The sequence below is a fragment of the Paenibacillus sp. UMB4589-SE434 genome, assembly GCF_030226685.1.
Taxonomy (GTDB): Bacteria; Bacillota; Bacilli; order Paenibacillales; family Paenibacillaceae; genus Paenibacillus_B.
The window spans coordinates 314,388-331,638 of record NZ_JASOYK010000002.1; the positions used below are offsets into that span (position 1 = coordinate 314,388).

General features: G+C 45.4%; 16 protein-coding genes. 9 read left to right on the forward strand and 7 right to left on the reverse strand.

From position 1 onward, the window contains the following. Positions 1–11 precede the first annotated feature (11 nt). From QP775_RS11590 to QP775_RS11605, 4 genes are all read left to right on the forward strand, one after another. Positions 12–1,325, forward strand: coding sequence for an aspartate aminotransferase family protein (locus tag QP775_RS11590; RefSeq protein ID WP_239328928.1), 1,314 nt, complete (start codon positions 12–14; stop codon positions 1,323–1,325). Positions 1,326–1,329: 4 nt separating this feature from the next. Further along, on the forward strand, positions 1,330–2,205 hold the full coding sequence (locus QP775_RS11595) for a UbiA-like polyprenyltransferase (protein WP_239328927.1): 876 nt from the start codon (positions 1,330–1,332) through the stop codon (positions 2,203–2,205). A gap of 335 nt (positions 2,206–2,540) precedes the next feature. Next, the gene (locus QP775_RS11600) at positions 2,541–2,867 is read left to right on the forward strand and encodes a PadR family transcriptional regulator (protein WP_239328926.1); all 327 of its coding nucleotides are present in this window, start codon (positions 2,541–2,543) and stop codon (positions 2,865–2,867) included. A 3-nt stretch (positions 2,868–2,870) separates the two neighbouring features. Next, positions 2,871–4,238 carry an FtsW/RodA/SpoVE family cell cycle protein gene (locus QP775_RS11605; RefSeq protein ID WP_285106169.1) on the forward strand — a complete coding sequence of 456 codons (1,368 nt, stop codon included), beginning with the start codon at positions 2,871–2,873 and terminating at the stop codon, positions 4,236–4,238. Positions 4,239–4,405: 167 nt separating this feature from the next. On the opposite strand, the gene QP775_RS11610 is transcribed toward QP775_RS11605, so the two are convergent. The 5 genes from QP775_RS11610 to QP775_RS11630 all read right to left on the reverse strand — a co-directional run bounded on the left by QP775_RS11610 (position 4,406) and on the right by QP775_RS11630 (position 9,663). Continuing rightward, positions 4,406–4,936: an ADP-heptose synthase gene (locus QP775_RS11610; RefSeq protein ID WP_239328924.1), complete on the reverse strand. Its 531-nt coding sequence runs from the start codon at positions 4,934–4,936 to the stop codon at positions 4,406–4,408. A gap of 229 nt (positions 4,937–5,165) precedes the next feature. Further along, positions 5,166–6,140: a polyprenyl synthetase family protein gene (locus QP775_RS11615; protein ID WP_350338969.1), complete on the reverse strand. Its 975-nt coding sequence runs from the start codon at positions 6,138–6,140 to the stop codon at positions 5,166–5,168. A gap of 7 nt (positions 6,141–6,147) precedes the next feature. Next, positions 6,148–6,630, reverse strand: coding sequence for an adenylate kinase and related kinase (locus QP775_RS11620; protein WP_239328922.1), 483 nt, complete (start codon positions 6,628–6,630; stop codon positions 6,148–6,150). Positions 6,631–6,726: 96 nt separating this feature from the next. Next, positions 6,727–8,601, reverse strand: a complete 1,875-nt coding sequence (locus tag QP775_RS11625; RefSeq protein ID WP_239328921.1) for an FAD-dependent oxidoreductase — start codon at positions 8,599–8,601, stop codon at positions 6,727–6,729. Positions 8,602–8,811: 210 nt separating this feature from the next. Further along, positions 8,812–9,663, reverse strand: coding sequence for an FMN-binding protein (locus tag QP775_RS11630; RefSeq protein WP_239328920.1), 852 nt, complete (start codon positions 9,661–9,663; stop codon positions 8,812–8,814). 301 nt (positions 9,664–9,964) lie between these two features. Between QP775_RS11630 and QP775_RS11635 the strand changes: the two genes are divergently transcribed. The 5 genes from QP775_RS11635 to QP775_RS11655 all read left to right on the forward strand — a co-directional run bounded on the left by QP775_RS11635 (position 9,965) and on the right by QP775_RS11655 (position 15,756). Further along, on the forward strand, positions 9,965–10,507 hold the full coding sequence (locus tag QP775_RS11635; protein ID WP_239328919.1) for a PadR family transcriptional regulator: 543 nt from the start codon (positions 9,965–9,967) through the stop codon (positions 10,505–10,507). A 143-nt stretch (positions 10,508–10,650) separates the two neighbouring features. Then, complete coding sequence (locus tag QP775_RS11640) at positions 10,651–11,364, forward strand: queuosine precursor transporter (protein ID WP_239328918.1); 714 nt, start codon at positions 10,651–10,653, stop codon at positions 11,362–11,364. A 615-nt stretch (positions 11,365–11,979) separates the two neighbouring features. After that, positions 11,980–13,479 carry an ABC transporter substrate-binding protein gene (locus tag QP775_RS11645; protein WP_239328916.1) on the forward strand — a complete coding sequence of 500 codons (1,500 nt, stop codon included), beginning with the start codon at positions 11,980–11,982 and terminating at the stop codon, positions 13,477–13,479. A 72-nt stretch (positions 13,480–13,551) separates the two neighbouring features. Continuing rightward, on the forward strand, positions 13,552–15,075 hold the full coding sequence (locus QP775_RS11650) for a sulfatase family protein (RefSeq protein WP_285106176.1): 1,524 nt from the start codon (positions 13,552–13,554) through the stop codon (positions 15,073–15,075). Positions 15,076–15,393: 318 nt separating this feature from the next. Then, the gene (locus QP775_RS11655; RefSeq protein WP_239328914.1) at positions 15,394–15,756 is read left to right on the forward strand and encodes a hypothetical protein; all 363 of its coding nucleotides are present in this window, start codon (positions 15,394–15,396) and stop codon (positions 15,754–15,756) included. Between the two features lie 30 nt (positions 15,757–15,786). Here QP775_RS11655 and QP775_RS11660 read toward each other — a convergent pair whose 3' ends face one another. Together QP775_RS11660 and QP775_RS11665 are read right to left on the reverse strand one after the other, a co-directional pair. Beyond that, complete coding sequence (locus QP775_RS11660; protein WP_239328913.1) at positions 15,787–16,524, reverse strand: ZIP family metal transporter; 738 nt, start codon at positions 16,522–16,524, stop codon at positions 15,787–15,789. A gap of 106 nt (positions 16,525–16,630) precedes the next feature. Continuing rightward, the gene (locus tag QP775_RS11665; RefSeq protein WP_285106180.1) at positions 16,631–17,107 is read right to left on the reverse strand and encodes a DUF1722 domain-containing protein; all 477 of its coding nucleotides are present in this window, start codon (positions 17,105–17,107) and stop codon (positions 16,631–16,633) included. Positions 17,108–17,251 lie beyond the last annotated feature (144 nt).

The window sequence follows — 17,251 nt, forward strand, 5'->3', positions numbered from 1 at the left end:
GGTGGATTAACGTGAACAGTTCAACAAACGTAATTCATGATCAGACCTATATCGGACCAGAGGGCGTGCTTGCGAAGCGAAAAGAGTACTTTTATCCGTGCACGCATCATTTCTATAAGCAGCCCCCGCAGATTGTACGGGGGAAGATGCAGCATTTATACGACGACGCAGGCAAATCTTATGTCGATTTCTTTGCGGGTGTATCGGTCGTGGCCTGCGGCCATTGTAATGATCGGATCACGGCGAAGACGATTGAACAGCTTCAGACGTTGCAGCATACGACGACTATATACTTGACTCAGCCCATGGTAGATTTGGCTGAGCGCTTGGCAAATGGTGTGCTTCCTGGTGAACTGAAGCGGACCTTTTTCTGCAATAGTGGATCAGAAGCTAATGAAGGCGCAATGCTGCTGGCACGCCTTCATACGAAACGACGTCATTTTATTGCGTTGGAGCAAGGCCTGCACGGTCGAACTTTCTTAACAATGGGTGTGACCGGTATACCGATGTGGCGCTCTGATGATTATCTAGATACGGGAGTGGCCTTCATTCCCCGTCCATATCAACCGGATACAGATACCGATACCGCTGCACGTCGATCTGTGGAGGCGCTTCGCGAGCTGCTTGCTGCGAAAGGGGATACTTTTGCTGCAATGATCGTAGAGCCGATTCAAGGAAACGGCGGTATGATTGTACCTCCCGACTGGTACTTCAAAGAGGTCAAAGCCTTATTGGAGCAGCATGGCGTGCTGCTTATCGCCGATGAGATCCAGACGGGATTCGGCCGCACGGGCCGTATGTTTGCGATGGAACACTACGATGTTGTGCCAGATATCCTGTCGATGGCCAAGGCACTTGGTAACGGTGTGCCAATCGGCGCATTTGCCACAACGGACAAGATCGCGGCCAGCTTTAATCGACCGTCAGCTTCAACGTTTGGCGGCAATCCAGTATCTTCTGCGACGGCTTTGGCCGTGCTTGATTATATCGAGCAGGAAGGCCTGGTAGAGCGTTCTGCTCATGTTGGCGGCCAGCTGATTGCAGGGTTACGTGCCTTACAGGCGAAGTATTCGGTCATTGCTGATGTAAGGGGCAAAGGATTTATGGCAGGCGCAGAGCTGCGCGGAGCGGATGAGCAGGCGAGTGCGGAGCTGACGGACCTTGTCTTGGAGCAGATGAAGGACCGGGGATTCATTATTGGGAAAAACGGAGTCGGCCGTAATGTGCTTGCCTTCCAGCCACCCGTTATTATGCCAGAAGAAGATGTTGAGGCTATGCTGACCGCGCTGGAGTCGGTCCTTGCCGACGTAACATCAGTGGGATGACGTTATGGAATTGATTCATAAGATGATTCACAAAACGCGAATGTTTGGCGAATTGGTGATGTTCTCGCACACCCTGTTCTCGCTGCCATTTGCGATTATATCGATGGTCTGGGCGGCGCAAGGTGTGCCGTCTGGACACATCCTGCTCTGGTCGCTTATCGCTCTGGTCGCCGCACGGAATGGAGCCAACGCCTTTAACCGCATCGTGGATCTGAAGTTTGACGCTGCCAACCCACGTACGGCACACCGACATATGCCACGTAAGCTGCTGCTTGAACGTGAGGTATACGTCTTTGTGATTGTAAACTTTGCAATCTTTATACTTGCAGCGGGGATGTTGAATATATTGTGCTTATGGCTGTCACCTGTTGCCATATTGCTGATTTGCTCTTATTCATACACCAAACGTTTTACTTGGCTGTGTCATTTGTATCTGGGCTTTACAATTGCTTCTGCTCCTGTTGGGGCATGGTTTGCTGTTACTGGTGAATTTGCAGTGACACCGTTTGTGCTAGGTACGATTGTGATGTTATGGATTGCCGGATTTGATATCATTTATGCCACACAGGACATTGAATTTGATAGCAAAACAGGACTGTGGAGCGTTCCGCGTGTATTTGGGTTGGAGGATGCCTTATTCATCTCACGTACGATGCACATGGTTATGGTGCTGCTGCTGCTTGCCTTGTATTTGGTTCAGCCAGGTCTTGGCTGGCTATACCTCACAGGCATCGGGATTGCGTGTTTGCTGTTAGCAATCGAACATAACATTATCAAGCCCGCCAGCCGTAAGCGAATGAATGTAGCTTCATATAACTTAAATCAGATTATTAGTATGGTCATCTTGTTTTGTACTTTGGCAGATCAATTTCTGCTGTAGTGGACAAGCTTTAACATGAGGTAGAACAACATACACATACAGCATAGAGCAGTACTTTGAGTTTGTTTACATGTAAATAGGCTGACCCACGGCATTTATACGGCCTGGGACAGCCTTTTTTGCGCTGCTGCCCTTCGTTTAAGGTCCAACCATTACGTTATTTTCCCTGTAGAAATTTTGATAATGAGACAATCAGCTATTTGATTAAGCAGGGCAGGGAATATGCATAAACAAATGGATTACAGAGTGAACAGCTATTTTACATACATAGATTTACGATGTATAGTGTATATAGGTATTTAAAATTCCAATATCAGGAATGGGTGGTGAGCAGGGTGAAGGTAAGCAAAGAATTATTAAAGGGCAGTACCACCATGTTGGTTCTGTCCATGCTAGAGAAGGAGCCCATGTACGGGTACCAGCTTATTAAGAAGCTCGAAGCTGCTTCATCCGGGGTATTTGCCCTAAAGGAAGGCACATTGTATCCCATTTTGCACGCACTGGAAAGCGATGGTGCTGTTGAGGCCGTGTGGAGTGAAGCGGAAGGACGCGCACGCAAGACATATCAGATTACGAACAAGGGGCGTAAGCTGCTGCAGGAGAAGACAGGAGAATGGCAGTTGTTCCAACGGTCCTTAAATCAAGTGCTGGGGGAGGCATAGCGCGTGTGTATCGATGCTGATTGTCAGTGTGCTTGTGATGAACGATTTGCCGCTTATGTGCAGGACGTGTTGAATCATGTGAAGGCCAAGGATATGCATAAGCAGATTAGTGATGAGCTGCTGGACCATTTGTGGTCCGCTCAAGAAGAAGCTGTGGGCAGCGGGTTTTCGGCGCTGGAAGCTGCAGAGAGCAGCATGAAGCAGATGGGACCTGCCAAGCAATTGTCTGACACATTTAATCTTATTCATCGACACCGATGGCCATGGGAAATATGGGGCCTTGTGGCTGTCTGGATTATGATCTATCTAATCGCGTTTATCTCCCACGAACTATCTGTGAATAGTTTGACATCCAGTTATGAGGGAGAGTATTCCTTTATTGCTTCCCGAATCTTTTATTTAGGAATGGGCCTCCTTATATTTACAGCAGCAATCCTGATTCATTACCGCAGATGGCTTCATGGAGGCGTCTGGTTGTATGTTCTTGTCTTAGGATTGTTTCTGTTAGGTAAAATTTCAAGCATGGGTGGAAATATGATAGGTTCAAGAAGCTATCTGTCGGGATTAGGGGGTGCGATAGATATTGGGGCCGTGTCTCCATTTGTATTTCTGCTTGCTTTTCTTCTTACCGTACATCATATCGGGACATTAAATGTTCTAAGGCATCGCATGCTTCTGTTCATTATGGGCTTTACCCCCATTTTCATTTACGTGTATGAATATCGAATGTACCAGCTTCTGTTTTATTTGCTTGGGATGGCAGGTCTGCTGCTGCTTCTGAAACGATATAAGCTTATGTTGTACGGCATGATCAGTCTTTGTATTGGTGGAGGTGTAGTCTTATCCACTAATTATGAGCTGTTGAATTACATCACTCGAAGACTAGAGGGATGGCCTGCACCTATTTTTGATCCCTCGTTGGATTATGGATACCGTGCCATACGTGAAGCGCTGACATCAGCAGGATGGTGGGGAGAGGGAATTGGCAGTCTGCTTCCTGTACCGCATACCATAAGTGATAACTTAAGTGTTTTTGTTGTGCATACATTTGGCTGGTCTGCAGGACTGCTGATGCTTGTGGTGATGGGAATGTTGATTTATGGCCTGCATCGTGCCGCACTAGCCGTGCCGCACAGACTGGGCCGGCTCATTATGCAGCTTGTTCCAATGCTGTTGTCAATTAAGATCTTGATCTATTTATGCGGAATCATAGGCATCATACCCTTAAACGGCGCAGGCCTCCCTATGCTTGGGGCAGGTGGACACTCGGAGAATATAGGCTGGCTGTTTATGTTTGGTGTGTTCAGCAGTGTATATATACGAAAAGATATTATTCCGTTATTGCAGGACGATAGCGCGCCGATAAAATAGAAAAATTAGTATTGCGAGCTTGGTCTTATATTTAATCATCGCTACAGACCTTTGGGCAGGCGCTGCATGGACTCCTACACAGCTAATAAGCTGACAGTCGCTATTGTGCGTCCATCAGCTTGTGTATAGCTACTACAGCTGCTACTTGTGAGAGGCGAGGGTACCGGTTACACCTTCGGGTTCAACCCCGATGGAGTCAGCTCTTGCTCCATTGCATAATCGAAATCCTCGATATCATAAATCGGTACGGGGATTTCATGTTCAATAATGCGGCTTACATATTCAAATTGGTCCGTTAATAACGGCGCCTGCTCGCGTATGCTCGTTAAGATGAGCTCTGTCTCAATCGGATCAAACACTTCGCCGTAGCGCATATTGTCCATCGCATTTATGATGACACAAGCTACATTGTCCTGCAGCAGCAGCGGTGGGCTGCTGCGCCATGGCGCGCTAAGGGCTCGTTCAATCTTCTTCTTGTTGAGATCGGTTTCGAAGAAACCAATCAGAGAATCCATCTGCCGCTTGGCCATCATGTCTTCTTCCGGATCAGGCATGACACGCTCTCCGCTCTGTCGCATTTCATACAGCTCCGCGATCGTTGTGTAAGGGATCAGGAATTGAACCGGTCTGTTGGGTACGAGCAGGTGACCGTATGCGGCTAACATAACTGCTTCAATAACAAATTGCCGAGTCTGCACGGTCAAACCTCCTTTGTGATGTGACGCATACACACCATTCCATAATAACACCATGCCCGATCACACGGAAGAGTAAACGGGTAGACTCCTGAGAGATGTGGCATGATGGCAGCTTGCGTAGTGATATCCGGGGAGTGGTAATCGATGCCACATACTTGTGATATGTGCGGTTGACTGGGATATAAATAACCGGACCTATCTTGTGAAAGACAGGCCCGGATGTCAAATATTAATAAGTCCGTTCTTCAAAATAACGCCATAACGTCTGTAAATCACGATGGGCTGGATAAGAAGCCAACTGCTCGGTAATGGCCCAAGCACGATTCATAAAGTGCTGACTTTGATCCAGCGCGAGTCTTAACGCGCCGCTGTCTCGAATTAATCCCACCGCCTCATCGAATTGCTCCGCAGTGGAATTAGCTCCGAGTTGAAGCAGCTTTTCGCGTATATAAGGATCCTCCATTGCCAGCATGGCGGGGAGGGTAACTTGCCCGTTACGCAGATCAGCTCCTGCAGGCTTGCCCAATGTATCAGCAGACTGCATATAATCAAGTACATCGTCACGAACCTGGAAAGCCATACCCAATTGATCGCCGAATTCATACAGCAGCTCGCTAACAGATTGATCTGCGAGTCCGGCTTGTGCCCCAAGCTGCAGGGCAGTCGCCATCAGCAAGGCGGTCTTGTTACGTGTCTTTTCCCAGTACTGCTCTAACGGGACGTCGAATTTGTAACGCTGATCCATCTGCTGGTATTCGCCAAGGCAGAGCTGGGTTGTTGTCACGGCTGTCAGATCTTTAACGTAATCCTCCAGATTCCCTTTATGCTCGGTCAATAGCTCAACAACTCGACACATCATATAATTTCCGATAAATACGGCTGTCTTCGGATCTGTCTTCTTGTGCAGGGCTGGTTGTCCCCGTCTTGTATCTGCCTGATCGAGTATGTCATCATGGATAAGTGACGCTGCATGAATAAATTCACACACAGAAGCGAGACGATAAACATTATTATTTTCAGGATCACTGCCGAAGCGGCTCCCTATAATAACCATAATCGGACGCAGCCGCTTGCCGCCGGCCCGAACGAGTTCGATCACATTTCTTGTAATTACCGATCGTGAAGTCAGATCTTCGTCATAGGTTACGATACGCTCCAAGTCGCGGTTGACACGCTTCAACGAAACATGAAGTTGATCTGCCAAAGAGAGGCTAGATAACATCATAAGTCACCTGCTTAAAGCGCTGCTTGGACTTGTATCTGCGCAAGTACCGTTTGGAAATGAATCTGCACAATCGCTGGTGAAGCTGTGTTTCTATGGTGCGGGAGCCCTCTGCCCGGCGAATCTGCACAAGCTTCATCGTCTTTGCCAAGTCGGCAATGAGGTCAACGAATCCATGCCGCAGTGCAAATTGCAAATAGAAGCTTTGCAAGAAGTCTCCATCCAGTACGCCACGTCCGACGTGGTCCGGATGAGTTGGCAGATGATCATGGCTGCGAATGGACTGAAGCAGCAGCCAATAACATCCTAGGAGCACTCGGCGGTCTTGCTGTTCCATATCATAACTAACTAGCACCTCAGCCATGTCCAGCAGTATTGGTTCGTCTGCGCCCGCATTCAAATGAATTCCCGTCTGCTCGGGAAGTTCTTGCATTAGAAGTTGGTTCGTTTCTTGTAAGAGTTGCCGGTTCATGGGAACCCCCCGCTTCCCTTAGAAATAAGTAAAGTAATGTGCAGCATGTACACATTACTTTACGTTTATAGAGTGAAGCCTATTCTTATTTACTTATTAATCAGTATAAAGGTACCATTTTTTCACAAACGGAACTTTCTTCCACATCCGTTTCAGGCGTGGGTACAAGTAGTAGTCCAGACCTAGCGTGCTGCCGGAACCACCGATAAGCGCCACTGCACCGAAGACATACCATAACATTTCATATGGAGCCATACCGGACGTGTAGATCATAACACCCATTGCAATTGTACCGAGTGAAGCGATAGCAGTGAATAGACCCAGTATCAGCATAGCGCCGAATACGATCTCTGCAATAACCATACCTGTTTGGAAGAAATGAGCCAATCCAGTAAATCCACCATCAGCCGTATAGAAGAAAGTATCCATAGACCAATCAACCATGCTTTTAATAAATCCTGGGACTGGAATCGCCTCAACCGCTGTTTTCGCACCTTCAACTGCGGAAGCTGCTGTATGCGCATCAACGGTTTCCTTAACGGCGTCAATCGCCTGCGAAGCACCAGTGGTACCATCTGTAACCTTAGCAGGAATCAAGAAGATCTTGCTTGGATCAGTAATAACCTTTTGTAACTTCTCAATACCTTCCAACAGCCATTTCCCACCGATAAAGAGACGAAGTGGCACTAACCAGAAGTTAGGCGAACGCATAGCCAAGTGGCCGCCAACAAAACTGCGGTTATTTTTCACACGGAAGAATTCATGAATTTTGTAAGACCATACTTTATGGAAACCAAGCACTTGAATAAAGTACACCATGTTGATCAGATGTTTAAAGAGCATAGCCATAAAGCCAGTGCAGTTGAACATCTTGCCAGGCATACCGACAGAAGCTACACCGTAACGACCGCCGATACATACCATCGTGCCATGGAACGTTGGTTTATAGGATTTTTTCGTACCGTTTTTAATATCAGCTGTAATATTATGTGCAATTATACCTGCAGAATGTTCCGCATTTTCTACCATCTGAGGCACAGGACGTTCTTCGCCTTCAGGGATGTAGAAAATGTTGTCACCCACAACATACACATTTTCATGATCAACGGATTGCAGCTTATCGTTGGTAACGATACGCTTACGGCCGTTTTGCTGAACATCTAGGTTACCAACAAGCTCGGAGCCTTCGACACCAGCAGTCCACACGACCGTTTGGGCTTTAACGTCACCTTTGTCGCCAAGAACGACAGAGTTTTCGGTCACCCCTGTAATTTTAGCACTTGTAATCATTTCTACATTCATCTTGGTCAAATACTTCTCAGCCTTCTTGATAAGCTTGTCCGGCAAGATCGGAAGAATTTTAGGCGCCATATCGGCAACTACAAGACGAACTTCAGAAGGATCAACGTGGAACTCATGGCAGAGTTCTTCACGATATTCAGCAATTTCACCGATTAATTCCACACCTGTGAATCCAGCGCCGACGACTACAAAGGAGAGCATTTCTTTACGCATCTCGGCGTCAAGTTCTTTGGTTGCTTTCATAAACATGTCACGAATTTGGCGTTTCAAGAGAACAGCATCTTCGAAAGACCATAGAGTCATGGAATGTTCTTCTGCCCCTGGAATACCAAAGAAGGAAGGCTTACAGCCGGTACCGATAACTAGATAATCATAATCATAGGATTGCTTACGGCCTTTAAGCGATTTACCGTTAAAGTCAATGTTGGTCACTTCGTCTAATACAACATCTACTTTACGACCTGCGAAAATTTGTTTCAAATCCATTTTAATGGCTTCTTCATCGACTCGGCAGGCTGCGACTTCATGCAGCTCTGTCATCATCGTATGGTAAGGTTTGCGGTCAATCAGCGTGATGCTGACGTCTTTGTCTTTATTGAGACGTTTAGCCAGCTTCTTCGCTGTGAGAACACCACCATATCCGCCGCCCAATACAACGATCTTTTTCATGGTTTTGTTTCACCCCTGCTGTGAAATATAAGTTTAATGTAGTATTCATATTTAAACACAAAAGATTTAAATTTAAGCTACATGTTATCAAGAATGGAGCCCCGCCGCAGAAAAAGCTGTGATGTTTTCCACACTAGGTGTAATTCATACGCTTTTTTTTGCAACGGAGCTGCCATTAGTCTGCTTCTGTATGCTTAGACTAGAAACGAGTTACTTTGCAGAAGCCAGTGCTTCTTGAGCCAATTTAACAAATCCGCCTACATGGATCGATACACCGGATACTGCATCTTGTGTACCATCTTCTTTAACGACAAGCGCCGCAGGATCTTGTTTTGCGATCAGCTCATCTTCCATTTTCTTAGCTTGCTCATGCCAGTTCATGCCGTAAGTACCAGCTACGGATTGTTGTTTCTTCGTTTCTTTTCCATCTTTGTTGATGTTATCCCAGTTAGCTGCTACAACTTGTCCGTTAAATACCGTAACGTCTACAGTTTCTTTCCAGCCTTTATCGTCAAAATCTGCGCCTTCAGCGTGGTATCCACCGTCTTTAAACTGACCTGCTTCAACGGGACCTGCTGCCAATGCTTGGTCAGCCAAAGTAACAAAATCGCCTACGTGAATGGATACACCAGACACAGCATCAGTTTTGCCTTCTTTAACTGCGATCGCTTTTGGATCTTGTTTTTCAATCAGTGCATCTTCCATCTTTTTAGCTTGTTCGTGCCATTCGGATTGAGCACCGCCAGCTTTCATACCATATTTGCCGGATTCAGAAAGTTGTTTTTTAGTATCGCCAGCTGTTTTAGTGTTAGCGCCATCCCAGTTAACGGCTGTAATTTTGCCGTCTTTTACTTCAAGTTTCACCATGTACATCCAGCCTTTATCGTCTGGTGTGCCTTTAGCAAAGTAGTTGCCATCTTTATATTGACCTTGCTCTGCACCTGCAGATGGTGTTTCAGTTGATGTTTCAGGTTGTTTAGCTTCTTCTTTTGCTCCACCACATCCTGCTAGAAGACCAAATGCCAATACCGCTGTACAAAGCAATGCTAATTTCTTTTTCATCTTACATCTCCACCTTTTTGTTTTGGAAAATTTTTGTTTTGAAGATTGTTCAGTAAAATATACTTTGTGAAAATTTTATCTAACTAGCTACAAGTACATTGTAACACTTTATCACAAACTTGCAAGAGTTTAAGGTAGGGTTTTAAAAAGGATGCTGTATATCGATAACATTGTTCGCAAAATGATCATATTTTAGTTATTTGTCATTATGGAAATTGTAGGATGGAAACATGATGGACATTTTTATACAATAGAGTATGTTTCTAAGTTGTGACAATGAAATAGACAACGAGGTGTAGACATGCAAGCAAAAGATATTATATTGGGTCTGCTGATGCAGGGCCCCATGTCCGGTTATGATATCAAACAACATTATGAAGTTAGCCTCGGTCATTTCTTCGATGCGAGCTATGGTTCGGTATATCCGACCCTAAAACAGTTAGAGAAGGCAGCTCTTATTGAAAAGGAAACCATAATTCAAGAAGGAAAACCGAACAAGAATCTGTATTCCATCACAGATCAGGGCAAGGAGCAATTTTATCAATATTTATTTTCTCCTGTTCAAGCTGACATTTACCGCTCAGATATCTTGGCACGCCTCTATTTTGGAAAGTTTGGCGATGTAGAGTCGTTGATTGAGCGGCTTGAAGAAGCGGTTCAACAGCGTCAAGAACAACTGACTCAGCTTGAGCACGCCTATCACATGCATAAGCAGGAACTTTCTGCTCCGCGTCTTATCTCGCTCCAGTTCGGCATGGAAGACTACAAAGCCCAGATCAGTGTGTTCCAGAAAGGAATACAGTATCTTCGCTCAGAGGAAAGTTACACGTTCTGGGAGCGATAACTTTCCACTAACATTTCGCTTGGCAACCCTATGTAGATATGTTACATTGATGTTCGTTATGTCATTTTAGACCTGTGCTCCGCTCCTTGGGCGGGGCCGCGGTTCGTAACCATCCCGCGTTACCAAAACTAAGGAGGAATAGTATGTTTAATGCATGGTGGGGAGTGCTGTTCGTGTTAACGAACTTTGCATTCTTCCTTATTTGCTATCGGTTTTTTGGTAAATACGGTCTTTATGCTTGGATCGGCGTAATGACGGTTGTGGCTAACATTCAAGTTGTCAAGACGATTGAAATGCTCGGCATCGTCATGACACTAGGAAATACGGCCAATGCGACGCTCTTCTTAACGACAGACTTGTTAAATGAAAAGTATGGCGCCCGTGAAGCTCGTCGTGCAGTCTGGTTTGGATTCTTTACGCTCATTATGACTACAGTAATTATGCAGATGGCGCTTATTTTCACACCCCAGACAGGTGACTTGGCCCAACAATCTCTGGAGCAAATATTCGGCTTGATGCCCCGCATCGCGGCGGGTAGCTTGACTGCATACTTTGTCAGCCAGTTCCTTGACGTGAAGCTGTTCAGTCTAGTGAAAGCCAAGTACGGCAAGAAGAATCAGCTATGGATTAGAAGCAATCTGAGCACTGGAATTAGCCAATTGGCGGATTCCTTTGTATTCTGCATGATTGCATTTGGCGGATTCTATTCTTGGGACATCTGGTTCCAAATCTTTATTACCACATATGCTGTGAAATTAATCGTCTCTGTTGCTTCGACTCCATTCCTGTACTGGGCTAGAAGCTTCCGTGTACGTCAGTTTGACAATACAGATGAAACGGCAGCAAACCAACCTTAATGGTTGTACAGACCTTAATAATTGTCCCATTCGTTTGTGTTAGGAATGAATGGGGGAGTTCTTAAGGTTTTTTTGTGTATTATATGTGCATTTTATGTGCAAAAACAAGTTAAAATATTACGAATGTAACAATTTTAACATATGAATAAATACAAATTTATACCGCTTTTATTTACAAAATGTAGGGCGTCAATGGAAAAATAACCTATACAAGGATCAGTAGGATGACGCTATAGTCTTCTACTGCACTAAATAATCTCTTGTTAATAGCCAATGTAAAATTTTGTACACATAAATTGAATATTATGGTGAAAATTATAGCGCAATAATGTAAGAAATATTGTCATATTTTTTTACAAAAGTATTGATCCTCACCAAACCGTAGCTTATAATGAGATCACCATCGTTGTAAGCGATTACATAGACGGTGATCTCCTTTGTAACAGGAGAAATACGTACTTCATATCGGCCGAATTGTAATGCCTTTCTGTCTAGCTTGCGTTAAGTTACACAGCACCCGTTTTTCAAGTTATACATTAGTCTTAGTTCAGATATCTCCGTAACTAACAGTTATTGAGTTTCTGATACAACAAAGATCAACTAGGGGGAATAAGCATGAACAAAGGAAAAAGAGTACTACTTCTCACGCTTATTATGGTGCTAGCATCGGCAATGCTGTTGTCTGCTTGTGGCAGTGGCGGCGGCTCAACAACTGAAGGTAAAGAAGCGGGCAAACCTGCTGACAAGAAAGAAGAGAAACCAGTTGAGCTTGTATGGTATACAATTGGCACACCGCAGAAGGATACGAAAGAAGTCTTTGACAAAGTGAATGCATATACAAAAGAAAAGATAAATGCCACGATAGACATTAAAATGCTGGATTGGGGCGACTATGACAAGAAGATGCAAGTAATTGCCGCTTCTGGAGAACCATACGATATTGCCTTTACCTGCTCATGGGCGTTTAACTATGTTAACAATGCGCAGAAGGGTGCATTTTACAAGATGAATGACCTGTTAGACCAGTATGGCAGCGGTATTAAGGAAGTGGTGCACCCCTCCTTCCTAGAGGGCGCTAAGATTAAAGGTGAACTGTACGCTATTCCGGTCAACAAAGAGCTGCCCGCACAGCGTGTATACAGATTTAATAAGACATTGGTTGACAAGTATAAGTTCGATATTACAAAAGTAAAAACTCTTGAAGATCTGGAGCCGATGTTAAAGACAGTTACGGAACAAGAGAAGATCAAGCCGATTGCCTCCAAGATAGGCTTGCCTCAGATGTATGATTATTTGATCGATGCTAAGATTCCGGTTGGCGTGCCGCTTCATGCTGCAGAGCCGAAGCTTCAGATCACACTGGATACGCCAGAGCAGATGAAACAGTATGAGACGATGCACCGCTATTATAAAGCAGGCTTTATGCCATCGGATGTATCTACTTATACTGACGCGAATGCAAGTGATGCGTTAAAGACAGGCAGATGGTTTGTTGATACAGCGCATTATCAACCTTTCGCAGAGTCGAGCTGGTCGCAAGGCATTCCGGATAAAGTGGTCGTGCAGCCTGCTGAAGAAGCAATGGTATACAACTGGTCTGTGACAGGTTCTATGATGGCGATCTCGGCAACTTCGAAGTATCCGGAGAAATCGATGGAGTTTATTAATCTGTTGAATACGGACAAATATTTGCGCAATTTAATTAACAACGGTATCGAAGGCAAGCACTATAAGCGTGTGGATGACCAGACGATCGAACCGCTTCCTGCAAGAAAAGAGGCTTATGACGTACCGCAGTTCACCTTAGGCAATTTCTTCTTGCTGGATCTGCTGCCTGAAGACCCGAAGGACAAGTGGAAGCAGTTTGAGGATTTTAATAACTCGGCTAAAAATGCACCACTGCTTGGCTTTACGTTGGATACATCCAACATTCGCAGTGAAATTGCGGCGGTACAGAACGTGTCGGATGAGTTCGATAAAACATTAACGACGGGTACAGTTGACCCTAAAGTGTTTGTACCTAAGGCAATGGAGAAATATAAAGCGGCTGGCATCGAGAAATTGATGGAAGAAGCGCAGCGTCAGATCGATGAGTGGGTAAAATCGAAGAAATAACGATGAAACGAAGCCGCAGCCATCAGGCTCCGGCTTCGTTCTGTTGAATGGATAAGGGGGAAAAGTGTTAACATGTCGATGAAAAATAGTTCAAACAAGCCGAATATCGTGTTTATTGTGACGGACCAGCAGCGGCGTGATACGTTATCCTGTTACGATGCGGACACGTTATGTCAAACGCCTAATCTGGATCGCCTGGCAGCAGAAGGGGTCGTATTTGATAACGCATATGCTAGTTTTCCTGTCTGTACGCCTGCTCGGGCTTCTATGCAGACGGGCATGTACCCGTTTAAGCACGGGATGCAGAACAATACGTATTCTCCTGGTTGTCTAGTGAATGAGCTTCCGCATACAGACTATTTGCTCAGCCGCCAGCTAAAAGAGCGTGCAGGCTACAGCGTAGGCCACACTGGTAAATGGCATCTGGGACAAGGGCCGACAGATCGGGACCTATTTGAAAGGAATCTGAAATATATTGAATTTCCCGATATTGCTGCGGGCAATCGTTCGCTGCCCACAGACGTAGGGTATGAAGGCGATAATTTCCCTGGACATGGAGGCGGTGGCTGGGATTATGCGCAGTTCCGCAAATATCTGATTGATCAGGGACTGGAGTTAAAGATTGAGAATCGCATTAGCGGACATTATGGAGGCCATTTCGGAGCTGAAGTTACTTCGCCAGTGGAAACGACCGTTGAACATTATATTACCGATCGCGCAATGGTACATATGGACCGCTTTATGGAGCGGGAGGAACCGTTTATGATGGCTATCCACTATTGGGGTCCGCATGAACCTTATATTGCGCCGACAGAAACGCTGGACCTGTACCGAAACGTAAGGATTCCGCCCTGGCGGAACTTCAAAGAGGAAGAGAATGCAAAGCCGACGATACACAACGTAAAGCGAAGCTTGGTACAAGAGTGGGAAACGTTTGAACCATTCGTAAAACACTATTATGCAGTCATGACTCATATCGATCGCCAGGTTGGACGTATCGTGCAGTATTTGCAAGACAAAGGGGTCTACGACGACACGGTCATTATGTTCTGTGCGGATCATGGCGAATCGCTTGGTATCCATGGCGGCTTATGTGACAAAGGATTTTTTATGTATGATGAGACATGCCGCATACCGCTTATCGTGAAGCCTGCTGCAGGCGGGGGAGCGGTTGGGCGCAAGGTAGAGCATATGGTAGGAACTTGTGACCTCTACGCGACTCTTTTAGGTTATGCGGGAATTTCCGATCTCCATCAGGGGGCTGACGGGCGTTCGTTTGAACCGATTGTGAGAGGGGAACCAATTGAAGATTGGCCGGATGCGGTTGTGACTGAATTTACGGGGCTGGGCAGCTTATTGTGTTCACAACGGATGATTCGTATGGGGGACTATAAGTATGTATTTAACGGCGGCGATATCGATGAACTATATGATCTGAAGCTGGACCCACATGAACTGCACAATCGGATTCAAGACGAGGAATACGCGGAAGTGCTGCGTCGTATGCGATTACGTTTAGCCGATTGGATGGAGGAGCATCAAGACCACCTCGTTGTGGAATACCGATTGTTGCGATTAAGGGACGTCGGTGCTTAAGACCATAAGATCGGTTAGCCAATAAAGTTATCGTTAACAAAATGTTGAGTCAGGTAAGTATATGAATGAACAGGCAGCCGGATAAAGCACTCGGCTGCCTGTTTGGGTTTTCATTTGTTCATGAATGCAAGTTTAGTTGCTAACCGGAGGCTGATGCAGCAAGTATTTGACAATACAGAACACAACCTAACAAGATGACACTTCTTGCAGGTGGACTCTGAAACCCAACAATTCGGATGTCAGTCTAAATGTAATGGATGGTCTTATAGGATGCTTTAAGTGTTATAATATGTAAAATATGAAAAAGAGGGTGCTACATTGAAAACCAGCACGACCTGTTTGTTATGTGCCTTGCTGTTAGGCGTCTCATTTATTGCAGGTATGGGGTTACACGGGCAATGGAGCCATATCCAAGATCCTATTGCTTTGTCCCCCGAACAACCCCCAACTCAAGCTGCTTCCCATGAAGTCATGGATGAAGCACAGCTGGCTAGATACCTCAATATTTCAAATGAAGAACTTCAAAATGTGATCTTAAAGGATGACATCTTAAAAAGAAACGTTGGAGTGTACGATACCTATCGATTCATCCCTTACGGCATAATAGGCAGTAAGAAAGTGTTCCTAAAAATACACATTGATAAATGGCTGGAGTATACAACGTTAAGTCCTGTAAAATAGCTGCCCATCACTGCCAGCGATGAGAATAAATCATATCCACTCGATTAAGGCGACCATCGTGATCAGACCAAGCAAAAACGATACGGTGGCGGAGCGCTGGTGTCCATCGCCATGGCTTTCTGGAATGAGCTCCTTATAAACGATAAACATCATTGCTCCTGCAGCGAAGGACAAGCCATATGGCACCATGTTATTAACGATTGTGCTCAGCAGATAACCGATCAGACCCGTCACAATCTCAACCGCACCAGTCAGCGTGGCAATTAAGAGTGCCTTTAATCGGCCAACTTGTTGATTTACTAGAAATAAAGCGACAAGAAAGCCTTCGGGGGCATTTTGTAAGCCGATGGAAAAGGCAATTAGTGGCCCCAGCGTATCATTGCTGCTGGCATAACTTACACCTACGGAAAGACCTTCCGGCAGGTTGTGCATCGTGATCGCCGCTATGATCAGGAAAGAGCGTTTGTCGATATTTACAGAGCGTCGGACAACTCCTGAATTCTCAAGATCAAGGTGCGGTATGCCTCTTTCCAGCAAGAGCAGCGTAAAGCATCCGAGCATAATACCAATGGCAAGGACAAGTACATTTGAGTGGGCCAATGCCTCTGGTATAAGGCTCATCATGGAGGCTGAGGTCATAATTCCAGCCGTATATGCCAGCAGAATATCACGCCAGCGGTGTGTCATGTTCCTCATAAATAAGATGGGCACGGCCCCTAAACCTGTAGACAGCGCTGACACTGTACTGCCAATCAAGACGTCTTTCATCGTAGATGTTGCCCTCCTGTCTGCTCCGTCTGATGATTGAGACAAAACAAATAATCTAAACTCCTATAATCATGACCTGCATTGGTTTACGATAGAGTATGCATATTTATTGTGATGTGCGCCCAAGGAATCCATACTTAAACGTATTTTGCAAATAAGAAACCTTATACTGATCTGCGATGAGGGCTAGCCACTGCACCACAGGTAGAAAGGCTTCAGGTAAGTAAGAAGCTGAATAATGAGCCTCACGATACGGGATATGCTGCCAACCTTGTGTTAGAGCCTCATAATGAGCACGTTCCTCCTGCGATACCTTCTTGCTGACATAACCCCACATATGTTGCATCGATGTTCGCAGTCCTGCTTGCGAGTAAGGAATACGGTGCTGAATATCCGAAAGAGCCACTCTAATTTGTTCGTAGTCGGCCAGACTCTCCGCTTGACCAAATTGAGTCGTTATCTCTTTATAGTATCGGTAACCACGTGCCATAATATCATATTTAACTCCTGCCCAAAGCTGCTCGGTGCTGCGACGTATGTCTGATAGCTTGTGGCGTTGAGATGGATTGTCATGTTTATTCATCGGTATTTCCTCCTGTCCAATGAAGAGTGTGTAATTAAGCAGCTTCGTCCTTTTTATCGTAGCATATAGAATCAATTATGGATTATGCTGGACTTTCAGACACGTCAGGTCTATAATTACGTGTGAAAAGTCGTGTCATCACCG

Coding starts and splice junctions, on each gene's coding strand:
- QP775_RS11595 (WP_239328927.1), top strand. CDS start 1,330: ATGGAATTGATTCATAAGATGATTCACAAAACGCGAATGTTTGGCGAA.
- QP775_RS11620 (WP_239328922.1), bottom strand. CDS start 6,630: ATGAACCGGCAACTCTTACAAGAAACGAACCAACTTCTAATGCAAGAA.
- QP775_RS11625 (WP_239328921.1), bottom strand. CDS start 8,601: ATGAAAAAGATCGTTGTATTGGGCGGCGGATATGGTGGTGTTCTCACA.
- QP775_RS11630 (WP_239328920.1), bottom strand. CDS start 9,663: ATGAAAAAGAAATTAGCATTGCTTTGTACAGCGGTATTGGCATTTGGT.
- QP775_RS11635 (WP_239328919.1), top strand. CDS start 9,965: ATGCAAGCAAAAGATATTATATTGGGTCTGCTGATGCAGGGCCCCATG.
- QP775_RS11640 (WP_239328918.1), top strand. CDS start 10,651: ATGTTTAATGCATGGTGGGGAGTGCTGTTCGTGTTAACGAACTTTGCA.
- QP775_RS11645 (WP_239328916.1), top strand. CDS start 11,980: ATGAACAAAGGAAAAAGAGTACTACTTCTCACGCTTATTATGGTGCTA.
- QP775_RS11650 (WP_285106176.1), top strand. CDS start 13,552: ATGTCGATGAAAAATAGTTCAAACAAGCCGAATATCGTGTTTATTGTG.
- QP775_RS11660 (WP_239328913.1), bottom strand. CDS start 16,524: ATGAAAGACGTCTTGATTGGCAGTACAGTGTCAGCGCTGTCTACAGGT.
- QP775_RS11665 (WP_285106180.1), bottom strand. CDS start 17,107: ATGAATAAACATGACAATCCATCTCAACGCCACAAGCTATCAGACATA.